Source organism: Kitasatospora sp. NPDC058048 (assembly GCF_042885555.1).
GTDB classification, from domain to species: domain Bacteria; phylum Actinomycetota; class Actinomycetes; order Streptomycetales; family Streptomycetaceae; genus Kitasatospora; species Kitasatospora lactacystinica.
In genome coordinates this window covers 96,038-117,566 of sequence record NZ_JBHVRT010000007.1, presented here as the reverse complement: position 1 = coordinate 117,566, position 21,529 = coordinate 96,038, and the positions used below count along the sequence as shown (strand labels likewise).

Sequence of the window (21,529 nt, the reverse complement as noted above, 5' to 3'; positions counted from 1 at the left end):
TCCGGTGGGCCGGCTACGGCTTGCGCGCCTCGATCAGGAAGCGCGCCGAGTGGGCCACGAACGGGCCCTCGGCCCGGATCCGGGCGTCCAGCTCGCGCAGCCGGTCCCGGTACCCGGCCACGGTGAAGCCCGGGACCATCCAGATCACCTTGCGCAGGAAGTACACCACCGCACCGATGTCCCGGAACTCCATCCGCAGCCGCTCGGACCGCAGGTCCACCACCTCCAGCCCGGCCGCCCGCGCCTCGGCGCTCTCCCGCTCGGGGCGGCGGCCCTCGCGCGCCTCCGGCTGCGGCCCGAGGAAGTATTCGACCAGCTCGAAGGCCGACGCCGGGCCCACGTGCTGGGCGAAGTACGTGCCGCCGGGGCGCAGCACCCGGGCGATCTCCGTCCACCGGGCCCGCACCGGGTGCCGGCTGCTGACCAGGTCGAAGGCCCCGTCGGCGAACGGCAGCGGCGGCTCGTCGGGGTCCGCGACCACCACCGCGCCCAGCGGGTGCAGCAGGTCGGTGGCGCGGGCCACGTTGGGCGGCCAGGACTCGGTGGCCGCGAGCACGGGCGGGCGCCCGCCGAGCCGTACGGCGCCCGCGAGCACCTCGCCGCCACCGGTCTGGACGTCCAGGGCCGCGGTCGCCGTGCCCAGCCGCCCGGCCAGCAGCCGCTGGTAGCCCCAGGAGGGCCGCTCCTCGGTGGCCCGGCCGTCCAGCCAGGAGAAGTCCCAGCCGTCCACGGACACGGCCTCGGCCTCGGCGATCAGCTCTTCGAAGGTGCGCATGTCCGCATCATCGCGGCGACGATGCCCTCCGGCCAGCGGAATTCGCGCCCGGGCCGTCCCCGACCAGTTGAGCTCTTTGCTCAAGGTCGCAGCCTGAACCGGAATATGAAGATCCTCTTCTTTCGGATCACGCCGGGCGGGCGTCGCCGGAGCACGCACCTCGACGGCTTGTCGTCGGTCGCCGATGCTCCGCGTGGACTCCCTCCTCCGCACCGCGAATGCACGCGTTCCAACGACGCCCGCTGATCCGACGTGACCGGAACGAAGAGAACCTAGGTGGTCCTGCCGATGACTCGCTGGACGGGGTCCGGCGGGTCGGCGTCCTTGTCCTTGACGTGCGAGTCGGGAACCGCCGGCCCGTACACCTGGCGCATCGGGAGCACACCGCCCCAGGCGTTGCCGTGGTCCCAGTCCCAGTCCTGCTGGTTCTCGTGCTCCGGCTCGGCGGCGTGGTGCCGCTTGACCTTCACCGTCGCGTCCTCCGTCAGGCTGACGGAGAGGACCCCGGTGGTGGGGGTGTGCTCCCCGTCCGAGTCCAGTTCGCCGCCCTTGCCGTCCTTGATCGGGCGCAGTTCGGGCCACCGGCCCGGGATGACCTGGTTGCTGAGCGCCTCGAACGCCTTCGCCCGGTCCGCCGGATCGACCTTCCGCGCGATGCCGTCCACCACCACGGAGCGGTAGTTGAGGGAGGTACTGATCGCCGCCCGCCCGACGATGAGGCCGTCGAGCAGGGTGACGGCCAGGCAGACGTGGACCCCGGCGTCGTTCCACAGCTGCCGCAGCGAAGGCGCCAGCTCGGTCTGCGGCGGCCAGTAGATGGAGCCGTGCAGATAGAGGAGCCGCTCGTCCCCCTCCTCGTGGTACGCGTAGACCATGGGCACGCACCTCGGCCGGCCCGTTTCGGGGTCGACATGGGCGAGGGTGCAGACGTAGCCCTGCTTGAGGACGGCCGTGGCCGCCGCCAGGTCGGCCGTCTCCTTCGTCCTCTTGAAGTGACCGCTCATCCTCTCTCCTCGTTGGCGTCCTCCAGGGCCTTGGCCAGGATGGCCCGGGCCGCGCTCTCGGGGTCCTGGCCGTGGAAGGGGCGGTCGAACAGCCAGTTGTAGAGCATCTCCCGGGAGATCCGCGGCTGGTAGGCCGGTACTTCGTGCCCGGCGTCGGGCACCGCGACCTGGGTGACGTTGTTGAGGCTGCGGACGAAGCCCTTCGGGTTGCCCTGCGCCTGCTTCCAGATCAACCGCGGGACCTCCTGCCAGCCGTCCTTCATGATCTCGTCGAGGATCTCCTCTGTGCTCTGGTAGCCGCAGGCGGTGTCGAAGTCCCCGGTGTAGAGCAGGACCCTGTAGTTCTCCTTCGCGTGGATGAGCTCGGCGTACAGCGACGAGGCATCCGCCATGTTGTCGGCCTTCAGTGCGGTGGCCACCGGACCGGAGTTGTCCGCGGACTCCCACGCGTGGTCGACGTGCAGGGCCTCCTTGACGGCGGCGGTGTTGAGGTAGACGGGCAGCGCACCCGCGGACAGGTCCTCCCAGCGCCGTACGTCGTAGACGTCGAAGTCGCCTCCGTAGGCCAGGATCGCGTTGACCAGGCCGTTGCCGAGATCGGTGGCCTTCTTCATCTCGCCGGCCTTGAGGACGTCCTGGAAGTGCTTGTACGAGGAGTCCAGGACGTCCTTCTGGCCCTTGCCGAGGAATCCGGACGCATAGGCGTAGTCGATCATGACGCGGATCGAGAGTTCCGGTCTGATCCAGCCGTTGCCTACGGCGATCCCCTGCAGATTGAGGTGCTTCCTGGGCCTCTTGAGGTTCTCCTGGTGGATCTTCCGGGCGATGTACGGCACGTACTTGCCCGCGTAGCTCTCACCGCAGACGTAGAGGGGGCACTTCTGGTACTCCGGGTACGTTTCGAAGAACTGAACCAGCGCCCGGTGGAACATCTCGCTGAGTTCGTCCTCGTCCTCGACGTACGTTTCCGACGTCCTGCAGTAGCTGTATCCCGAGCCGACCGGCTGGTCCCAGTAGAGGACGTGGGCTTCCTGGTTCCAGGTGTCGGGGCTGACCGAAATGGTCCCGGCGGCGTCGTCACCGACGCGCAGCGGCCCGTTCTCCAGGAACAGACCCAGGAGCGACGAGGCGCCGGGACCGCCGTTGAGCCAGATCAACAGAGGGGTCTTCTCGATCAGGTCCTTCTGCTCGTCGGCGTCGACGTGGGGGTCGCAGGTCTGGCTCTCGAAGAACCAGTGGAACAAGCGGCTCCTTTCGGTGCCGGGGCCGTCGACGTCCGCGTACCCGGCGTAGGACCGGACCGTCTTCGGGGCTCCTTCCTCCTCCTTCTTCCCGGGGTCGGGACAGAAGTGGATCGTCTGCGTGTTGAAGGCGTTCGCCGGGATCGCGTAAACGGGCTGACGGGGCATGGTTCACCTTCCGTTTCGGGAGGGAGGTCAGGACGTCGGCGTAACGCGCCCGGGCAGCGGGCGGACGTAGCGCTCGATGTAGCGCTCGGTGTGCGCGACCTCCTGGAGGACTCCGATGCGCTGGCCCAGGAGGAGTTGGAGTGCGGGGAACCGCTTCTCCTCGAACAGCAGGATGTTCAGTGAACCGCCGTACTGGAAGTAGCCGATCTCGTCGCCCTTCTTCACCTCGACCGGGGTCGACTCCTCCGTGATCCTCCGGAACGGATCGAGGAACCTCACGGAGCCGATCGAGTTGAGGCCGACCGGTACCAGGGCGACAAAGCCTTCGCCGTCCGGATCCCCGTTGTGGTCCACGTACGGCGTCTTGATGATGGCGTATCCGCGGCGGAAGTCCTCGAACAGGCTGTAGTCGTACCCGTAGCCGACGTTCCCCTTGTTGAGCAGGTCGGGGAAGTCCCGGATCCCGTAGTAGACGCCGCCGATGTCGTCGCGGGCCTCGACCACCCGGCCGCCGACCGGGGCGTGGTAGCGGTGGTAGGTGTCGGGCATGAGGATGCACGACACGGCCGTGCCACCGATGAACTTCTCGGCGTACTTGGAGCCGTCGAGCAGCCTGCTGACACTCATGGTCACGGCCGCCTTGATCGGGAGCGGCGTGTCGGGCGCCAGATTGTCGACGATCATGTTGACGATGCAGTCGGTCGGGGCGGTCACGACGCTGGGGTCGTCGGGGTAGTCGATCGGCCGCTTGCCGGGTTTCAGTTCCCTGATGAAGAACTTGTTGAGGGTCGACCAGTCCCCCTTCTTGAAATCGGCCATCCGCTTCGGGCCGAGTTCATCGATCCACTTCTGGACCAGTTTCTCGGAATCCGTTGAGTCCATCTGCCGGCCCTGCAGCTGCGTGAAGTCAGCCAGCACCTCACGTCCTGATTCGCTGGTCACGAACGCGAGCCCCGCGGCGTTCTCATAGCTGATCCAGCTGAATTTACGGATGTATCTCAGCCCGTCGGAGATGGGCTGCTTCCAATCCCAGTCGTACCATTCGACGAAGAATTCCGCCAGGGTCTTTCCGGTCGCCCCTCGCCAGTCCTTGTAGACGTCGGAGTCCGGGTACACCGTGGGCGGCGTCAAACCCCTGATCGCCGCGTCGAACTTGCGCCTGAAATCGCTTTCCTCGTCATCGTAGAGCTTCTCGACCTTCTCCTTGAGCTCTTTGATGTTCTGCGAGGCCATGTCCCGCTTCCTTCCGTGCGATGGGACCCCCGGGCGCTGCGCCCTCACCAGTACGTCCCGACCCGCGAAGAACCGCGCCCGCAGCTACGCCGTTCGTCTAGAAACCACCTCCGCCCGGCGGTACGCCGCGTGTCGCTCCCGGCCGCGGACGGCCCTGAAGCAGCAGATCCACAGGGGCATTTCGGCACGGAAGGCCGGTACCGGTGGTGGACGCGCCCGGCCGTCTCGGACGCCCTCGGTCCCTCCAACGGCCCACCGAGGCACCCGATGAGGAGCGACCGCGATCCGCGCCGCCCAGCCGGGCGCCACTGCGGCAGCGCGGGCCCTGACCGTCCTCACCCCTCGGCTTCCAGGAACTCGCGCCGCCGACGACCCGAACGCGTCTCGGGACACCTGTCGAACTCGGCCGCAGACGATGCCTATCAGCCGGACTCGCACCACTCCGTCACCATCCGCGCACGCTCCAGATGCGCTGCGGCAGTCCCCGCGCCGGGCGGGCACTCCGAGGCTCGTGAGGCAAGGGCGTTGGTGCGGGCTGCCGTTGCGGCTGCGGCATGCCCGGGTGGGCCTGGCTGCCCTGGACCCGAGCACCGATCCACCCGGGCCCGCCTGGCTGGACGACCAGTGGGGCGTGCGGCTCGGCGCGCTGGAGAACCTCGCCGACGGCCTGATCGGCTGCACCGGCGGCGGTCCGTCCGACCGGGCGTCACCGTCCGGTGGCCGTACCCTGCCGCCCCTCGGTGGCTCCGGAAAACCGGTACTCCGTGCCGGTGTGCCCGGGCGAGGATAGCGCCGTGGCGGACGTGCCGGTCGCCGCGCCCGCGCCCGCCCGCCTCCCGCCTCCCGCCTCCCGCCTCCCATGGAGACCCTGACGCCATGACCGACTCCGCCCTCGGCCGCTTCTACGACGCGTTCGCCGACGACTACCACCTCCTCTACCCCGACTGGAACGCCTCCGTCGCCCGCCAGGGCGCCGCGCTGGACGCCCTGATCCGCCGGCACCTCGGTGACCGCCCGGCCGAGGTGCTGGACTGCGCCTGCGGCATCGGAACCCAGGCGATCGGCCTGGCCGCGCTCGGCCACCACGTCACCGGCAGCGACCTCAGCCCGGTCTCCGCCGCCCGCGCCACCGCCGAGGCCGCCGAGCGCGGTGTCCGGCTGCCCACCGCCGCCGCCGACATGCAGGAACTCCCCTTCCCGGACGGACGGTTCGACGTCGTCGTCTGCGCCGACAACGCGCTGCCCCACCTGCTCACAGCCGAGGACGTCCGCGCCGCGCTCGGTGAGATGCGACGGGTCCTGCGTCCCGGCGGACTGCTGCTCGTCACCACCCGCCCGTACGACGAGCTGCGCCGCACCCGGCCCGCCTCCACGTCGCCGCAGACCGCCGACTACGAGGGCCGACGGTCGGTCCTCTTCCAGCTCTGGCAGTGGCGCGAGGACGGCGAGCGGTACGACCTGGAACTCTTCCGCCTCCTTCCGGACGACGCCGGCGAGTGGCAGGTCGCGGTTCGCCGCTCCACCTACTGGGCGCTCACCCAGGACCAGTTGAGCGCCTTCGCCGCCGAGGCGGGCCTGTCCGGCATCCGCTGGGAGCAGCCCGTCGACACCGGCTTCTTCCAGCCCGTCCTGATCGCCCGGGCATCCTGACCTCCCGAAAGACTCCGGCACGGTCCCCGCGGCCGCGGCCCGAGCGGCATCCCGACCATCCGCGCCGCTCGGGCCTCGAACCCCGTCTCACCGCAGTGGCCGCGGGTCCGCGCGCCGGTCTGGGGCGCCGGTCTGGGGCGCCGGTCTGGGGCGCCGGGGACCACTGCGCCCCCGTCGCGCCGCAACTGCGCACCGCCGTGGTGCTCAACCGACTGGAGCGGGCCCTGGCCCGAGCCCCGCGACGGCCCGTCCGCTCCTCCCCTACCGGTCCAATGCCGCCACCGCCTCCGCGACCCGGGCCGCGCCGTCCTCCTCCGCCATCGCGCGGGCCGCCTCCTGCGCCCCGTCCCTCAGCCGCTGCTCCTCGACGGCCTGCCGGACGGCCTCCGCCAGCCGGTCGGCGGTCAGGTCGGCGAACCGCACCGGCGTGGTGGCGGCACCGAGCCGGGCGAGCCGACCGGCCCAGAACGGCTGATCCGCCGTCACCGGGACGGGGACGCTCGGCACGCCCGCGCGCAGGGCCGCGGCCGCCGTGCCCGCGCCCGCATGGTGCACGACCGCCGCCATGTGCGGGAACAGCCGGGCGTGCGGGAGTTCGCCGACTGTCAGCACGTCGTCGCCCTCCCCCGCGATCCCGGCCCAGCCGGCCTGCAGCACGCCCCGGACGCCCGCCCGCCGCAGGGCCTCCACCGCGAGGGTGCTCAGCCGCTCGCCCTGCCCGGCCGCCATGCTGCCGAAGCCGATGAACACCGGTGGCGGTCCCGCCCGCAGGAAGTCCTCGACCTCGGCCGGGAGGCGGTGGTCGTCCGGTACGTACGGCCACCAGTTGCCGACCACCCGCAGCCCCTCCCGCCAGTCGGCCGGGCGCGGTAGGACGGTCGGGCTGAAGCCGTGAAACACCGGCCAGCGCGCCCGTTCCACGGCCCGCCGGCGCGCGGTCTGGGAGAGCGCCGGGAGTCCGAGCCGCGACCGCATCCGGCGGGCGGCCTCGGCGTGCAGACGATCGACGACCCGCTGGCCGAGCGCCCCCGCCGCCCGGTTGCCCCAGCTCCCCAACGAGCGGCCGCCCCCGACGACCGGAGGGAACTCCCGTGTCGGCAGCGTGGGTTGCAGGTAGACCCCCAGGCTGGGAACGTCCATCGCCTCCGCGAGGTGCCAGCCCAGCGGCGCGGTGGTGATACTCAGCAGGAGCAGATCGGCGCCGGGTGCGGTGGCGTCCGCGAGCCCGTCGCCCAGCTGCCCGATGAACGCCGCGGCCCGCGCGAGCAGTTCGGAGCGCCCGCGCGCGGGCCCGGCACCCGCGCCGCGTGGGTCGACCGGGAGCGGCCGGAAGTCGAGGCCGCTGCCGGCCACCAGCTCGCGGAAGGCCTCGGGCGCCGCGAGCGCGACCTCGTGCCCCGCACCGCGCAGGTGCGCCCCGAGCCCGGTGTAGGGGGCGACGTCGCCGTACGATCCGGCGGCCATGACGAGGATCCTCATCGGGCCGCCCCGTCGAGGTCGTCGCCGTCGACGTCGTTGCCGTCGAGGTCGGTCGCATCGAGGTCGTTCGCGTCACGCCGCTCGGCGTTGGCGCCGATGGCCGCACGGAGGTAACCGGCCAGGCCCGGGCGCTGCTCGGCCGGCGGGACGACCAGGGCGAAGGCCCGGGCGTCCGCCTCGTAGTCGTCGGCGATCCGGCAGTGCATCTCCGGCGGGCAGGGCGTGAACCACCGGGTGATGTGCTGCCGGTGCCGCTCCGCGAGGTCCAGCACCGTCCGGTGGTCGACCGGCAGCCCCGCGTCGAAGGCCTCCAGCAGCCGGCCGCGCCACTCGGCGGCCTCCGCCATCAGCTGCTGCCAGTCCTCCTTGGAGTGGGTGGCGGCGCGGGCCAGGGCCTCCCGGTGGCTGTCCCGCTCGCCCCACTTGAGGTGGGCGTCGGCCGCGTAGCTGAGGTCGAAGACCACGTCCCCGAAGACCTCGAAGCGCTCCTGCGGCGTCAGCTCGACCCCGGTGCGCCGGACCTCGATGGCCCGCTCGGCGACGTCGACCAGCTTCTGCAGGCGTCCGATCTGCTCGGTGAGGGCCTGCCGCCTCGCCAGCAGGTGGTCGAGCGCGTTGGCCTGCGGATCCGCCAGGATGTCGGCGATCTCGTCGAGCGGGAAGCCGAGCTCCCGGTAGAAGAGGATCTGCTGGAGCCTGGCGAGGTCCGCGCCGCTGTAGAGCCGGTAGCCGGCCGGGCTGCGCTCACTGGGCGCGAGCAGCCCGGACCGGTCGTAGTAGTGCAAGGTCCGGATCGTGACCCCGGCGAAGCCGGAGACCTGGCCCACCGACCAGCTCATGCGTCCCTCCGATCATCCGTTCGTTCGCTGCGCCCCACCGTGCGGCCTGACGTGGGGTGAGGGTCAACACGCGCAGCTCAGGGGCCCGCTCCGGATGGCTGGAGGCTCCCTGGATCAGGTCTCGCGCTGCGGGTGGTAGGCGCTCTCGGGTATGCCGAAGGTCCAGGCGACCCCGGCTCGCGCGGTGCGGGTGCTCGGGGGGACGCGCAGCCAGTAGGTGCGGTGGGTGCCGTCCGGTTCGGGGGTGGAGTTGACCACCTCGACCATCACCACCGGCTCGTCGTCGGGCAGGACGATCCGCCAGAGCACCCCGGTCTCGTCCCGGTGGACGGGCTCGGCGCCGGAGTCGGCCAGGTAGCGCTCGTAGCCGTAGTGCTCCAGCAGGACCCGGCGCAGCTCGGCGTTCTCCTCGGTGCGGATCCGCTCGACGGTCACCTCGGCCAGGCCGGCCAGGAACTCCGGCGGGACGGGCATGCCGCGCCAGGCGTGCAGGGCGAAGCCGTCGGCGTACTCCAGGGCGGGCCCGTCCGCCCGGTCGAGCCGTCCGGCCTCGTCGCGGTGCAGGACGGCCGGCCGCTCGCTGAGCAGGACCACCTCCCGGTACGGCCACCACCAGCCGGCCTCCCGGGCCAGTTCGGCGAGCGGTGCGACGGCGTCGGCACTCGCCCCGGCGGCCTCGAAGGCGGCGAACCACGGCGCGTCGTGCTGGCCGCGCACGGCGTCCAGCAGGGCGAGCCGGACGGTGGTGCGGCGGTCCCGTGCCTCCTCGGCCACGGCGGCGTCGGCCTCCCGGTCGGCCTCGGGGGCGAGCCGGTCGAGCACGGCGTTGCGCAGTCGGTCGGCGAGCGGGGTGGTGACCGGTCCGAGCTCGCCACCGGTGAGCGCCCAGTGGCCCGCCCACCCGCTGGTGCCGACCTGCTCGACGGCCCGCCGGCGGGCCTCCTCCCAGGGCCGGGTGCGCACGGCCTCACGCACGCTCTGCGCGCCGGCGGCCCGCAAGTCCAGGGCCGCCTCGGTCGCGGCGAGCGGCGAGCCGAACCAGCGGACGGCCGCGGGCTCGGGCAGTCCGGCCGCCCGGTAGGCGGCCCGGACGGCGCGCTCGGCCGCCGCCCTGTCCGCCGGCCCGGTGGCCGCCCCGGCCGCCCGCCAACGGGCCGTCGCCTCGGCCGGCCCGGACAGCTCCCGCGCCTGTGCCCGGTCGCCGTGGGCCTCGTCGTGGATCACCGTTTCCATCCCTGCTCCGTTCCCGGCCGGGCTCCCCGCCCGGCCGTCCGTTCCCGTTCCCGTGCCGCGGCCCCGGCCGCGCCCTGCCCTCGTGCCCCACCCGCGTGCCGCCCCCGTACGGCGGGCGGAGCGGTCGTCAGTCCGCGACCACCCGCACCGCGCCGGGCGCGTACTCCCGTTGGCGGACCACCCGGTACCAGCTCTTGGGCAGCGGTATCGCCGCGTGCTCCTCGTGCACCACCCGGCCGCCCTCGGGCAGGTGCAGCCAGCCCGCGCCGAACGGCCCGGTCTCGCGGCGCAGCTCGCCGGGGCCGACCACGGCGTGGGCGTGCCCGGTGACCTCGCCGAGCGCCAGCACCATCCGGCCCCGCGCGTCCCGGGGCTGCACGGCCAGCCCCGCCACCCGCGGCGGCACCGCGCTCTCCTCTACCGGCACGATCAGCACATCGCCCTGGCGGTACATCAGTCCTCCCTCGCCGTACGGCCGGACCCCGGCGGACGCCGGAACCCACGGCTCCGCCGCGTCTGCCGCGGTCACTCTCCGGAGCCAGGACCCGAACATAGAGCAAGGGTCTGACAACGCGCCCGGGCGGCGACCCGGCCGCCGGATTGTCAGTCCCGGCTGGTAGACAGTTGTTCGGCCCAGATCCCGGAGGAGCAGCGCATGACTGTCAACGACCACATCGAGCGGTTCCACGGTCTCCCCGTCTTCGACTTCGTGGAGGCCTTGGAGGAGGCCGAGGAGAAGGGCGGATCCGGCGCCGTCGAGCTGCCGGACGCGGCCTCGGCCGCCTGGAGGGTCAAGCTCGACTACGAGTCCGAGGCGACGTTCGCCGAGCGCTGGGAGCAGTTCCTCGCCGCCGTCGACGCCGAGCGGGTCACCGCCCTGGTGATCGGCCAGTGGTCCCCGGACGAGCCGGACGGCTTCCAGGAGCCGATGGAGGCGATCGTCGCCGCCGCCGGCCGGCTGCCCGCCCTGCGCGCGCTGTTCGTCGGCGACATCACCTACGAGGAGTGCGAGATCTCCTGGATCCAGCAGTGCGACATCACACCGCTGCTGACGGCCTTCCCGCGGCTGGCCGAGCTGGTGGTGCGCGGCGCCTCGCAGGACTGGGACGGCAAGGGCGGTCTGGCCCTGCGGCCGCTGCGGCACGAGGCGCTCAAGGCGCTGCGCTTCGAGGCCGGCGGCCTGCCGGGCTCGGTCGTGCGCTCGGTGGCCGGCTGCGACTTCCCGGCCCTGGAGCGGCTGGAGCTCTGGCTGGGCGTGGACAACTACGGCGGCGACGCGACGATGGCCGACGTCGCGCTGTTCCTGGACGGCACCCGCTTCCCCGACCTGCGCCACCTCGGCCTCCAGAACAGCGAGTTTCAGGACGACATCGCGGCCGCCGTGGCGCACGCGCCCGTCGTCGCCAGGCTGGAGTCGCTCAACCTCTCGATGGGCGTGCTGACCGATCAGGGCGCCACCGCCCTGCTGGAGGGCCAGCCCCTCACCCACCTGCGCTCCCTCGACCTGCACCACCACTACCTGACCGAGGAGATGCAGCAGCGCCTGCGCCAGGCCCTCACCGGGGTCGAGGTCGACCTCTCCGAGCCCGGCAAGCCCGACGACCGGTGGCGCTACGTGGCCGTGGCCGAGTAACCGTCACCTCCCGCACGCACGCACTCGCCCGACCGACCACTCGACCACTCGACCACTCGACCACTCGACCCACCAGGATCCTCCATGACCGTCTCCCGCCACATCGAACGCTTCCACGAGTTGCCGGTCCACGAGTTCACGCCCGCCGACGCCCGGCCGCGGCCCGCCGCGGGCGCCGTCGCCTGGCGGCTGTCCCTCGAGTACGGCTCCAAGCAGGACTTCGTCCAGCTCTGGCAGTCCTTCCTGGAGGAGGTCGACCCAGCCGGTGTCCGCGCCGTGGTGATCGGCGCCTGGTGGCAGGACGGCTACACGCCCGTACGCTCCGCCGTCGAGGCCGTCACGGCCGAGGCGCGGCGCCTGCCCGCCTTGGAGGCGCTGTTCCTCGGCGAGGTGACCTTCGACGAGTGCGAGATCTCCTGGCTGGAGATGGACGACGTCACCCCCTTGCTGAACGCCTTCCCCGGGCTGCGGTCGCTGGCCGTGCGCGGCGGCACGGACCTCGCCCTGGAGCCGGTGCGGCACGACCGGCTGACCAGCCTGCGCTTCGAGTCCGGCGGCCTTCCGGCCACCGTGGTGCGCGCGGTGGCCGGCTCCGAACTGCCCGTGCTGGAGCGCCTGACCCTCTGGCTCGGTGTGGACGAGTACGGCGGTGACGCGACGATGGACGATCTGGCGCCGTTCCTGGACGGTTCCCGGCTGCCGAAGCTGCGCCACCTCGGGCTGGCCAACAGCGAACTCCAGGACGAGATCGCCGCCGCCCTCGCCCACGCCCCCGTGGTGGCCCGGCTGGAGTCGCTCGACATCTCGATGGGCGTGCTCTCCGACGAGGGCGCCACCGCCCTGCTGGAGGGCCAGCCGCTCACTCACCTGCGCTCCCTCGACCTGCACCACCACTACCTGAGCGACGCGATGCAGGAACGTCTGCACGAGGCCCTGCCCGGGGTCGAGCTCGACCTCAACGACGCCGAGGCGGACGAGATGGACGACGAGGACGACCGCTACGTCTCGGTCTCCGAGTAGCCGGACACGGAGGCGATGACCGTGCGACTGACCGTCCTCGGCAACCCGGGGCACCGACGGGTGACGCTGTTCGCGGCCGCCGCCCGGGCCGCCGGACTGCCCGAGCCCGCCGTTCTGCCCTGGCTGGACGTGCTGCGCGGCCGGTACCGGCTGCCCGAGGACGGCCTGCTGCGCATCGAGTCTCCCGGCGAGGATCCCGAGGTCGACCGGCTGCTGCGCGGCCCGGCGCTCGGCCCCGGCTACGCGCCGACCAGGGTCGAGGGCACGGCCGTCTGGTACGCGGGGGTCATGGCCGCGCTGCGCGGGCTGGCCGCCCGGCCCGGCGTACGGCTGCTCGGCGATCCGGAGGAGATCGCCGTGATGTTCGACAAGCGCCGGGCGCACGCGCTGCTCACCGCGGCCGGGGTGCCGGTGCCCAGGGCGCTCGGCGGCGAGGTCACCGGCTGGGAGCAGCTGCGCGAGCGCCTCGCCGCGGCCGGCCTGCACCGGGTCTTCGTCAAGCCGGCGCACGGCTCCTCCGCCTCCGGGGTGATGGCCCTGGAGTTCGGGCCGCGCGGGCAAGTGCAGGCCACCACCTCGGTGGAGCTCACCGACGGCGGCCTGCACAACTCGCTGCGGGTGCGCCGCTACCGCGGCGAGCGGGAGGTCGCCGCGATCGTCGACGGCCTGGCACCGGACGGCCTGCACGTCGAGCAGTGGATCCCGAAGGCCTCGCAGTCGGGGCGCTCGGCGGACCTGCGGGTGGTGGTGGTCGCCGGCCGGGCCACCCACGCCGTGGTGCGCACCAGCACCCAGCCGATGACCAACCTGCACCTCGGCGGCGCCCGGGGCAGCATCGACCAGGTCCGGGAGGCCGCGGGGCCTGCCTGGCCGGCCCTGCTGGAGACGGCCGAGCGCGCGGCGGCCTGCTTCCCCGGCTCGCCGATGGTCGGCGTCGACGTGCTGCCCACGGCCGGCTGGCGGCGCGCCCTGGTCGGCGAGGTGAACGCCTTCGGCGACCTGCTCCCCCGCCTCACCGGCCTGCCCGGCGGCCCCGCCGAGGGCCTGGACACCTACGGCGCCCAGCTGGCCGCCCTCACCACCCCCTCCCCGTCGTCGCCCGCGACGACGGACCACCAGATCACGGAACCCGCTCGATGAACCACCTGACCACCACCCCGGCCCCGGCCCACACCCCGACCCCGGACCACACCCCGGCCCCCGTTCCCACCCCCGACATGAACGCCGTCGTCGGCAGCCACGACCTGCTGCTCGTCACCCTCGACACGCTCCGCTTCGACGTCGCCGAGGAACTGGCCGCCGCCGGCCGCATCCCACACCTCGCCGCTGTCCTCCCCGGCGGCCGCTGGGAGCGCCGGCACGCGCCCGGCAGCTTCACCTACGCGTCCCACCAGGCGATCCTGGCCGGCTTCCTGCCGACCCCGGCCTCCCCGGACGGACCGCACCCGCGCCTGTTCGCGGCCCGCTTCGCCGGATCCGAGAGCACCGCCCCGCGCACCTGGGTCTTCGACGCCCCCGACCTGCCGACGGCCCTGGCCGCGGCGGGGTACCGCACGGTGTGCATCGGCGGTGTGGGGTTCTTCAACAAGCAGGGCCCCCTGGGCTCGGTGCTCCCCGGCCTCTTCCAGGAGAGCCACTGGGCACCCGAGTCCGGCGTGGCCTCGCCGACGTCCTTCGAGGTGCAGGTCGCCCGGGCCGAGCGGGTCGCCGCCGAACAGCCCGCCGACCAGCCGCTGTTCCTCTTCCTGAACGTCTCGGCGCTGCACCAGCCGAACTGGTTCCACCTGCCCGGCGCCACCCGCGAGCACGGGGACTCGCGGGCCAGCCACGCCGCCGCCCTGGAGTACGTGGACGCGCACATCGGCCGGCTGTTCGCCGCGATGAGCGCCCGCCGCCCCTGCTTCGCGATCGTCTGCTCCGACCACGGCACCGCCTACGGCGAGGACGGCTACACCGGGCACCGGATCGGCCACGAGGTGGTCTGGACGGTCCCGTACGCGCACTTCACCCTCCCCGCCCGACCGGCGGGCGCCGCCGCGACCTCCGAGGAGCCCGCATGACCACCGCGCCCACCGCGCCCCCGCGCCCGGACTCGCCGTACCAGTCGTACGTCTACGCGTACCCGCACAAGACGGCCTACCGCCCGCTGCCCGAACGTCCGCCGCTGCGCGAGCTGTGGGCCGGCGAACCGCAGCACGCGCTCTCGCTCTACCTGCACATCCCGTTCTGCGAGGTCCGCTGCGGCTTCTGCAACCTGTTCACCCGGATCGGCAGCCCGGAAGGCCTGACCACGGCCTACCTGGACGCCCTGGAGCGTCAGGCCTCGGCGGTGCGCGCCGCGCTGGACGACGGGGCCCGGTTCGCGCTGGCCGCCTTCGGCGGCGGCACCCCCACCTACCTGACGGCCGGCGAGCTGGAACGGCTGTGCGACATAGCCGAGCGGCGGATGGCCGCCGACCTGCGGGCGGTACCGCTCTCGGTGGAGGCCTCGCCCGCCACCGCGACCGCCGACCGGCTGGAGGTGCTGGCCGCCCGGGGCACCACCCGGCTGAGCCTGGGCGTGCAGTCCTTCGACGACGCCGAGGCGCGCTCCGCCGTCCGCCCGCAGAAGCGGGCCGAGGTGGAGGCCGCCCTCGGCCGGATCCGCGCGGCCGGGTTCCCGGTGCTCAACATCGACCTCATCTACGGCATCGACGGCCAGACCGAGGCGAGCTGGCTCCGCTCGCTGGACACCGCGCTCGCGTGGCGGCCCGAGGAGCTGTACCTCTACCCGCTGTACGTCCGCCCGCTGACCGGCCTGGCCCGGCGCGGGGAGCAGGAGAGCCGGTCCGCCTGGGACACCCGGCGGCTCGCGCTCTACCGGGCCGGCCGCGACCACCTGCTCGCCCACGGCTACCAGCAGGTGTCGATGCGGATGTTCCGCCGGGCCGCCTCCCCGCAGGCCGGGGCGGGCGAGTACGCCTGCCAGACCGACGGCATGGTCGGCCTGGGCTGCGGCGCCCGCTCCTACACCTCGCGGCTGCACTACTCCTTCGACTACGCGGTGAACGCCACCGAGGTGCGCGGCATCATCGACGACTACGTCGCCACCGAGGACTTCCACCGTGCCGAGGTGGGCCACTGGATGGGCGGTGCGGAGCCGCGCCGACGGCACCTGGTGCAGTCGCTGCTCCAGGCCGAGGGCATGTCGCTGGCGGACTACCGTGCCCGGTTCGGCGGGTCCCCGGCCGAGGACTTCCCGGCGGAGCTGGCCCGGTTCGCCGAGCGCGGCTGGCTCGCCGACGGCGACCCGGCGTTCCTGCGGCTCAGCCCGGAGGGCCTGGCGCACTCGGACGCCGTCGGGCCGATGCTGTTCTCGCCCGGGGTCCGGGCCCTGATGGCGGCGTACGAGGCGAAATGACCTTCCTCGGCATGCCCTCCGCCTCGCGGCCACCGGAGGAGGACGGCGCGCGGGACCTCACCCTGCTCTACCGCGGTCCGCTCTCCTCCTGCGACTACGACTGCCCGTACTGTCCGTTCGCCAAGCGGCGCGACAGCCCCGGACAACTGCGGGCCGACCGGGCCGCGTTGGAGCGCTTCACCGGCTGGGCCGCCGGGCGCGCGGGCACCGGCGACACCCTGTCGCTGCTGTTCACGCCCTGGGGCGAGGGGCTGGTGCGGTCCTGGTACCGCCGCGCGCTGGTCGAGCTGAGCCGCCTGCCGCACGTCCGCCGCGTCGCGATCCAGACCAACCTCAGCTGTCGCACGGGCTGGCTCGCCGAGGCCGACCTCGACGCCCTCGCCCTCTGGGTCACCTTCCATCCCGGCCAGGTCACCCGTGACCGCTTCCTCGCCAAGTGCCGCGAGCTGGACGCACTCGGTGTGCGGTACAGCGTCGGCGTCGTCGGCCGGCCCGAACACCTCGACGAGGCCGGCCGACTGCGCGCCGAGCTCTCCGAGAACGTCTACCTGTGGGTCAACGCCGCCGAGGGCCTCGACTACACCGACGCCGAGGCCGCCCGATGGGCCGCTCTCGACCCGCACTTCGGCTACAGCCGGCACGCCCATCCCAGCGCCGGGCTGCCGTGCCGCACCGGCGAGTCCGTGCTGTCGGTGGACGGCGACGGCACGGTGCGCCGCTGCCACTTCGTCCGGGACGTCCTCGGCAACCTGTACGACGGCAGCTACCGCACCCGACTGCGGGCGCGGGCCTGTCCGCTGCCGGTCTGCGACTGTCACATCGGCTACGTCCACCTGGAGACCCTGCCGCTGTACGAGCTGTTCGGTGCGGGAGTACTGGAACGTGTGCCGCACGGGTGGCCACGGGGCCGGTGACACCTCCGCGGCCGGCCGGCCACCCCGGGTGAAGGCCTCACTTCGCCCGCGCCGCCGAGGTCAACTCGCTCCGGAGGCCGGCCCCGCATGACGTCCGGCAATCTCCCGCGCACAGTCCGAAGCCGTTCCGCGTCCACCGGGCGGTACTGCCCGCACATCCCTAGCCTGGTGGTGACAGGGAGGAGGCGAAACACCATGCTTGGAGACGCTCCGCTGCAAGCAGTCATCCCCGCCGCCGATCTCACCCGCGCCAAGGCCTTCTACACCGACACCCTCGGCCTCAAGCTCGCCGAGGAGAGTGAGGAGGAGTTCGTCTGCGACACCGGCGGCACCCAGGTCACCGTCTACCACACCCCCAGCGGGGGTCAGGCCGCCCACACCCTGGCCAGCTTCAAGGTCGCCGACCTCGACACCGAGATGGCCGGCCTCCGCGACCGCGGCATCACCTTCGAGGAGTACGACTTCCCCGGTCTGAAGACCGTCAACGGCGTCGCCGAGGGCGAGGGCATGCGCGCGGCCTGGTTCAAGGACAGCGAAGGCAACATCCTCTGCGTGTCCCAGCGAATCGGCCGTTAGTCGTCCCGCCGCCCGCCGCCACCCGCCCGGTCGGCGGACGGCCCCGCGAACCCGCCCGCCGACCCGTCCCACCGGCGGCCGTCGGTCACCGTCGGCGCGCCCGCCGCCAGACCGTGCGGGCCGAGGCGACCGGGTCGAAAGAACCCGGGCGGTCCCGGGTCAGTGGGTAGCAGGCGAAGCCGATCAGGGCCGCGCTGAAGTGGCCGATGCTGGTGTAGTCCCTGCTCTGCAGCACGCCCAGCCCGTAGACCACCAACACCCCGGCCGCGTACAGGTACCGCCAGGGCCGGACGATCAGATAGGTGAGTACCGCGACCACTCCGGCCAGCGCATAGCTGACGCCGTAGTCCAGGGTGTAGACGGCGCTCGGCGAGGCCAGCCCGCGGTGGATCGCCCAGCCGAGCACGCCCTCGCTGAGGTACGTGGCGCCGACGTGCGCGAGCGCTGCCACCGAGATCCAGCGCAGCGTGCCGAGCCATCGTTCGGCGGGCACGTGGAAGAGGTTGTACAGCAGGAAGTAGGACAGCCAGCCGCCGCCCGCGATCCACAGGGCACTGGTCACCAGGACACGGACCGGCGAGACCTGGAGGTGGTGGAGGTTGGTCGAACGCCGCTCCAGGATGCGGTCGGCGGTCGCCGGATCGACGTGCCGGATCACCTGCGTGGTGACGAGCAGGATCGCCAGCCAGATGTAGGTGCCCGGCGCGCGCCGGACATAGGCCCACACCGCGTGGGCGGCGCGCGCCCACCGTGGCCGCCGGTGTGCCTCGGGGCCCTTGACGGTGCTGCCGGCCATCGACGCCTCCTCGCGACACTCCTCAGCATCCCCCTCACCCTCACCCCCGCCCGGCCCCGCCGCCACCCGCCACCCCGCCACCGGTCGCCGGGTCGCCGGGTCGCCCGCCACCCGCAACGTCCTGCCACCACGACGTAGCCGCACGAGAGAACCGCGCCTCCCGGCCCCCGCCTCCGACCCCGGCGCCTTCCGGCCGTTCGCGTACGCTGACGCTCGGACCGTCCCGGCCGCGGCCTTCCCCGCCGCGCACCGGGCGAGCCGGTTCCGGGAACCGCCGAACAAGGGCACCAGGCACGATGAGCGATCGCCTCGCCACGAGGACACCGACCGGCCCCGCGGCTTCCCGGCACCCGGCGCTGAGAGCCGCCGTCCGGCTGCGCCTCACCACGGCGTACGTCCTGCTGCTGACCGTGACGGCCTCCTGGCTGGCGAGCCAGGGCCATGCCGAGCGGGCCCGCTTCGTGCGGCACAACAGCAGCAACGTCCATCACATGGAAGTAGGCAAGTGGTGGACCCTGTTCACCAGCGGCCTCGTGGTCGACGGGGTCCCGTCCTGGGCGGGAATCGCGGCGGTCGCCGTCGTCCTGGGCCTGGCCGAGTGGCGCTGGGGTCCGGCCCGGGCCGGTGCGGTCTTCGTCTTCGGGCACCTGGGCGCCACCCTGCTCACCGAGGGCGCCATGTGGGTGATGGTGACGGCCCGCATCCCGGGCGCGCTCTCCCGCGCCCGGGACGTGGGCATCAGTTACGGCCTGGTCGCCACCGGTGCCTGCCTCCTCGCGCTCGGCCCGCGTCCGCTGCGTCGCTACGGACTGTCGGCGCTCGCCCTGGCCCTGGCCGCCGCCTGGGCGCTGGATCAGCAGCTGGCCGACGCCGGCCACCTGGTCGCCCTCGGGCTGGGCGCGCTCGCCTCCCGTACCGTCTGGCTGCGCACCCGGGCGCCCGCCCTGACCTCCTGATCGGCCCCAACTACCTGTCCGGCCAAGCGAGTCGGCCGGATCGCCGCCCGACGCGCGGCGGCCGGGCAGCCCCCTGCAGCCACCCAGGCTTTCGTATGCTCTTGCATTGCTCTGCAAATCTATGCCAGAGTTCGGGCATCGGATCGATTACGCCGATTCCCGTCACACATCGCTAGATCAGGGGCCCGCTACGCGGGTCAAGGGTGCATCCATGTCGAAGGTCTTGAGCAAGCTGCCGGTCGGTGAACGGATCGGCATCGCATTCTCCGGTGGGTTGGACACCTCCGTCGCCGTCGCGTGGATGCGCGAGCACGGTGCGTTCCCCTACGCCTACACGGCCGACATCGGCCAGTACGACGAGCCGAACCTCGCCGACGTCCCGGCCCGTGGCCGCGCGTACGGCGCCGAGCAGGCCCGACTGGTCGACTGCCGGGCCGAGCTGGTCGAGGAGGGCCTGGCCGCCCTCGCCTGCGGCGCCTTCCACATCCGCTCCGCCGGGCAGACGTACTTCAACACCACCCCGCTCGGGCGCGCGGTGACCGGCACCCTGCTGGTGCGTGCCATGCAGGAGGACGGCGTCTCCATCTGGGGCGACGGCTCCACCTACAAGGGCAACGACATCGAGCGGTTCTACCGCTACGGCCTGCTGGCCAACCCCAGCCTGCGGATCTACAAGCCGTGGCTGGACCAGGCGTTCGTCGACCAGCTCGGCGGCCGCAAGGAGATGTCCGAGTGGCTCGCCGAGCGCGACCTTCCGTACCGGGACTCCGCCGAGAAGGCCTACTCCACCGACGCCAACATCTGGGGCGCCACCCACGAGGCCAAGCGGCTGGAGTACCTGGACACCTCCCTGGAGATCGTCAGCCCGATCATGGGCGTGGCCTTCTGGGACCCCGAGGTCGAGATCCTGACCGAGGACGTCACCGTCGAGTTCGAGTTCGGCCGCCCGGTCCGGATCAACGGCCAGGAGTTCGCCAGCGCCGTCGACCTGGTCCGCGAGGCCAACACCATCGGCGGCCGGCACGGTCTGGGCATGTCGGACCAGATCGAGAACCGCATCATCGAGGCCAAGAGCCGGGGCATCTACGAGGCCCCCGGCATGGCGCTGCTGCACATCGCCTACGAGCGGCTGCTCAACGCCATCCACAACGAGGACACCATCGCCACGTACCACACCCAGGGTCGGCGGCTCGGCCGGCTGCTGTACGAGGGCCGCTGGTTCGACCCGCAGTCGCTGATGCTCCGGGACAGCATCCAGCGCTGGATCGGCCACCCGGTCACCGGCAGCGTCACCCTGCGGCTGCGGCGCGGCCAGGACTACTCGGTCCTCGACACCCAGGGCCCCCACTTCAGCTACCACCCGGAGAAGCTGTCGATGGAGCGCAGCGTCGACGCCGCCTTCGTCCCGGACGACCGGATCGGCCAGCTGACCATGCGCAACCTCGACATCGCCGACTCGCGCAGCAAGCTGGAGCAGTACGCGGTGCACGGCCAGCTGGCGCCGTGGAGCGGACTGATCGGCGAGCTCGCCCCGGGCGGTGCGGCTCCCATCGCCGCCGGCAGCGGTGACGAGAAGGACCCCACCGCGCTCGACCTCGCGGCGATCGAGTCCGGCACCGACTGACGCAGCCCGTGCCCGCGGAGGGCCGTCGCACCCCGGTGGTGCGGCGGCCCTCCGTCGCTCTCCGCCGCACCCTCCGCCCGCACCAGCCCGCACCCGTCGGCACGCCTCGGCGCCCACCCCCGCACCCGCCCGAACCCGCGCTCCGCTCCGCCCTCACCCGAACGGCGGCACCGGCCGTGCGCCGCCCGCCCGTCGGTAGCTGAATGGCGGACGGCGCCCGGCGGCGGGAAGGGCAGGTGCGGGGATGGGCGAGGCGATCGGCCCGATGCTGGCCTCCGCGGTGGCGGTCGCGCTCTCCCCGCTGCCGCTGATCGCCCTCCTCCTGATCCTCGCCTCACCGCGCGGCCGGGCCAACGGGGTCGCCTTCACGGCTGGCTGGCTGCTCGGCCTGACCGCGGTGGTAGCCGCCGTCGTGGCGGCGGGAACCGCGTGGAACCCCACCCGCACCACGCCGACCTGGCCGTCCTGGCTGAAGCTCGCCCTCGGTGTCGTGCTCCTCCTGCTGGCCGCCCGGCAGTGGCGCGAGCGGCCGCGCCCCGGCCGGGTCACCGCGCCGCCGGTCTGGCTGCTCTCGATCGACCGGCTGTCCGCCGCCCGGTCCGCCGGTCTCGCCGTGGTCCTGGTCATGACCCGTCCGAACACCCTCGTCCCGGCCGTCGGCGGGGCCGCCTCCATCGCCGCCGTCCCGACCGGTGGCCGGGAAGCGGCGGTGGCGGCCGCCGTGCTGGTGCTGCTCGGTTCGCTGGGCACCCTGGTGCCCTTCGCGGTCCACCTGCGGGCCGACGACCGCGCGCGGCGCTCCCTCGGCGAGTTGCGGGCCTGGACGGCCACCCACAACGCGGCGATCATGGTCGTCGTCCCGCTGCTGCTCGGCGCGGAGTACCTGGGCGCCGCCGTTTCCGGGCTCACCTGACCCCCTGCCTCCGGCCCCCGGCCCCCGGCGACGGCCTCGGCCCGCGCGCTCTCCCGGACACGCCCCGCCCCCGAC

General features: G+C 73.0%; 20 protein-coding genes. 11 read left to right on the top strand and 9 right to left on the bottom strand.

Annotated features, from left to right (window positions below):
- Positions 1–13: 13 nt before the first annotated feature.
- The 4 genes from ACFVVA_RS09960 to ACFVVA_RS09945 all read right to left on the bottom strand — a co-directional run bounded on the left by ACFVVA_RS09960 (position 14) and on the right by ACFVVA_RS09945 (position 4,421).
- Positions 14–775: a class I SAM-dependent methyltransferase gene (locus ACFVVA_RS09960; RefSeq protein WP_387687634.1), complete on the bottom strand. Its 762-nt coding sequence runs from the start codon at positions 773–775 to the stop codon at positions 14–16.
- A 272-nt stretch (positions 776–1,047) separates the two neighbouring features.
- Positions 1,048–1,779, bottom strand: a complete 732-nt coding sequence (locus ACFVVA_RS09955) for a pyridoxamine 5'-phosphate oxidase family protein (protein WP_387687632.1) — start codon at positions 1,777–1,779, stop codon at positions 1,048–1,050.
- A complete protein-coding gene (locus tag ACFVVA_RS09950) occupies positions 1,776–3,188 on the bottom strand; it encodes a hypothetical protein (RefSeq protein ID WP_387687630.1) in 1,413 nt (470 codons plus the stop codon). Before ACFVVA_RS09950 ends, ACFVVA_RS09955 begins: the two co-directional genes overlap by 4 nt.
- A 27-nt stretch (positions 3,189–3,215) precedes the next feature.
- Entirely contained in the window at positions 3,216–4,421 is a 1,206-nt protein-coding gene (locus tag ACFVVA_RS09945; protein WP_387687628.1) for a phosphatidylserine decarboxylase, read from the bottom strand.
- Between the two features lie 876 nt (positions 4,422–5,297).
- Between ACFVVA_RS09945 and ACFVVA_RS09940 the strand changes: the two genes are divergently transcribed.
- Positions 5,298–6,071 carry a methyltransferase domain-containing protein gene (locus ACFVVA_RS09940; protein WP_387687626.1) on the top strand — a complete coding sequence of 258 codons (774 nt, stop codon included), beginning with the start codon at positions 5,298–5,300 and terminating at the stop codon, positions 6,069–6,071.
- A gap of 261 nt (positions 6,072–6,332) precedes the next feature.
- On the opposite strand, the gene ACFVVA_RS09935 is transcribed toward ACFVVA_RS09940, so the two are convergent.
- From ACFVVA_RS09935 to ACFVVA_RS09920, 4 genes are all read right to left on the bottom strand, one after another.
- Complete coding sequence (locus ACFVVA_RS09935; protein ID WP_387687624.1) at positions 6,333–7,550, bottom strand: glycosyltransferase; 1,218 nt, start codon at positions 7,548–7,550, stop codon at positions 6,333–6,335.
- Complete coding sequence (locus ACFVVA_RS09930) at positions 7,547–8,389, bottom strand: MerR family transcriptional regulator (RefSeq protein WP_387687622.1); 843 nt, start codon at positions 8,387–8,389, stop codon at positions 7,547–7,549. Before ACFVVA_RS09930 ends, ACFVVA_RS09935 begins: the two co-directional genes overlap by 4 nt.
- Positions 8,390–8,503: 114 nt before the next feature.
- The gene (locus tag ACFVVA_RS09925) at positions 8,504–9,622 is read right to left on the bottom strand and encodes a DUF6745 domain-containing protein (protein WP_387687620.1); all 1,119 of its coding nucleotides are present in this window, start codon (positions 9,620–9,622) and stop codon (positions 8,504–8,506) included.
- 127 nt (positions 9,623–9,749) lie between these two features.
- Positions 9,750–10,076: a hypothetical protein gene (locus ACFVVA_RS09920; protein WP_359904002.1), complete on the bottom strand. Its 327-nt coding sequence runs from the start codon at positions 10,074–10,076 to the stop codon at positions 9,750–9,752.
- A gap of 201 nt (positions 10,077–10,277) precedes the next feature.
- On the opposite strand from ACFVVA_RS09920, the gene ACFVVA_RS09915 reads away from it, so the two are divergent.
- The 7 genes from ACFVVA_RS09915 to ACFVVA_RS09885 all read left to right on the top strand — a co-directional run bounded on the left by ACFVVA_RS09915 (position 10,278) and on the right by ACFVVA_RS09885 (position 17,165).
- Positions 10,278–11,255: an STM4015 family protein gene (locus tag ACFVVA_RS09915; protein WP_387687618.1), complete on the top strand. Its 978-nt coding sequence runs from the start codon at positions 10,278–10,280 to the stop codon at positions 11,253–11,255.
- Between the two features lie 84 nt (positions 11,256–11,339).
- Positions 11,340–12,275: an STM4015 family protein gene (locus ACFVVA_RS09910; RefSeq protein ID WP_387687616.1), complete on the top strand. Its 936-nt coding sequence runs from the start codon at positions 11,340–11,342 to the stop codon at positions 12,273–12,275.
- Positions 12,276–12,290: 15 nt separating this feature from the next.
- Positions 12,291–13,415 carry an STM4014 family protein gene (locus tag ACFVVA_RS09905; RefSeq protein WP_387687613.1) on the top strand — a complete coding sequence of 375 codons (1,125 nt, stop codon included), beginning with the start codon at positions 12,291–12,293 and terminating at the stop codon, positions 13,413–13,415.
- A 77-nt stretch (positions 13,416–13,492) separates the two neighbouring features.
- The gene (locus ACFVVA_RS09900) at positions 13,493–14,335 is read left to right on the top strand and encodes an STM4013/SEN3800 family hydrolase (protein WP_387687850.1); all 843 of its coding nucleotides are present in this window, start codon (positions 13,493–13,495) and stop codon (positions 14,333–14,335) included.
- Positions 14,332–15,675, top strand: coding sequence for an STM4012 family radical SAM protein (locus tag ACFVVA_RS09895; RefSeq protein ID WP_387687611.1), 1,344 nt, complete (start codon positions 14,332–14,334; stop codon positions 15,673–15,675). Before ACFVVA_RS09900 ends, ACFVVA_RS09895 begins: the two co-directional genes overlap by 4 nt.
- 11 nt (positions 15,676–15,686) lie before the next feature.
- Positions 15,687–16,589: an STM4011 family radical SAM protein gene (locus ACFVVA_RS09890; RefSeq protein WP_387687609.1), complete on the top strand. Its 903-nt coding sequence runs from the start codon at positions 15,687–15,689 to the stop codon at positions 16,587–16,589.
- A gap of 195 nt (positions 16,590–16,784) precedes the next feature.
- Positions 16,785–17,165 carry a VOC family protein gene (locus ACFVVA_RS09885; RefSeq protein ID WP_387687607.1) on the top strand — a complete coding sequence of 127 codons (381 nt, stop codon included), beginning with the start codon at positions 16,785–16,787 and terminating at the stop codon, positions 17,163–17,165.
- A gap of 85 nt (positions 17,166–17,250) precedes the next feature.
- On the opposite strand, the gene ACFVVA_RS09880 is transcribed toward ACFVVA_RS09885, so the two are convergent.
- Positions 17,251–17,961, bottom strand: coding sequence for a rhomboid-like protein (locus ACFVVA_RS09880; protein WP_387687605.1), 711 nt, complete (start codon positions 17,959–17,961; stop codon positions 17,251–17,253).
- Positions 17,962–18,257: 296 nt separating this feature from the next.
- On the opposite strand from ACFVVA_RS09880, the gene ACFVVA_RS09875 reads away from it, so the two are divergent.
- From ACFVVA_RS09875 to ACFVVA_RS09865, 3 genes are all read left to right on the top strand, one after another.
- On the top strand, positions 18,258–18,917 hold the full coding sequence (locus tag ACFVVA_RS09875) for a rhomboid-like protein (protein WP_387687603.1): 660 nt from the start codon (positions 18,258–18,260) through the stop codon (positions 18,915–18,917).
- 211 nt (positions 18,918–19,128) lie between these two features.
- Entirely contained in the window at positions 19,129–20,541 is a 1,413-nt protein-coding gene (argG, locus tag ACFVVA_RS09870; protein WP_387687601.1) for an argininosuccinate synthase, read from the top strand.
- Between the two features lie 244 nt (positions 20,542–20,785).
- Entirely contained in the window at positions 20,786–21,454 is a 669-nt protein-coding gene (locus ACFVVA_RS09865; RefSeq protein ID WP_387687598.1) for a GAP family protein, read from the top strand.
- Positions 21,455–21,529 lie beyond the last annotated feature (75 nt).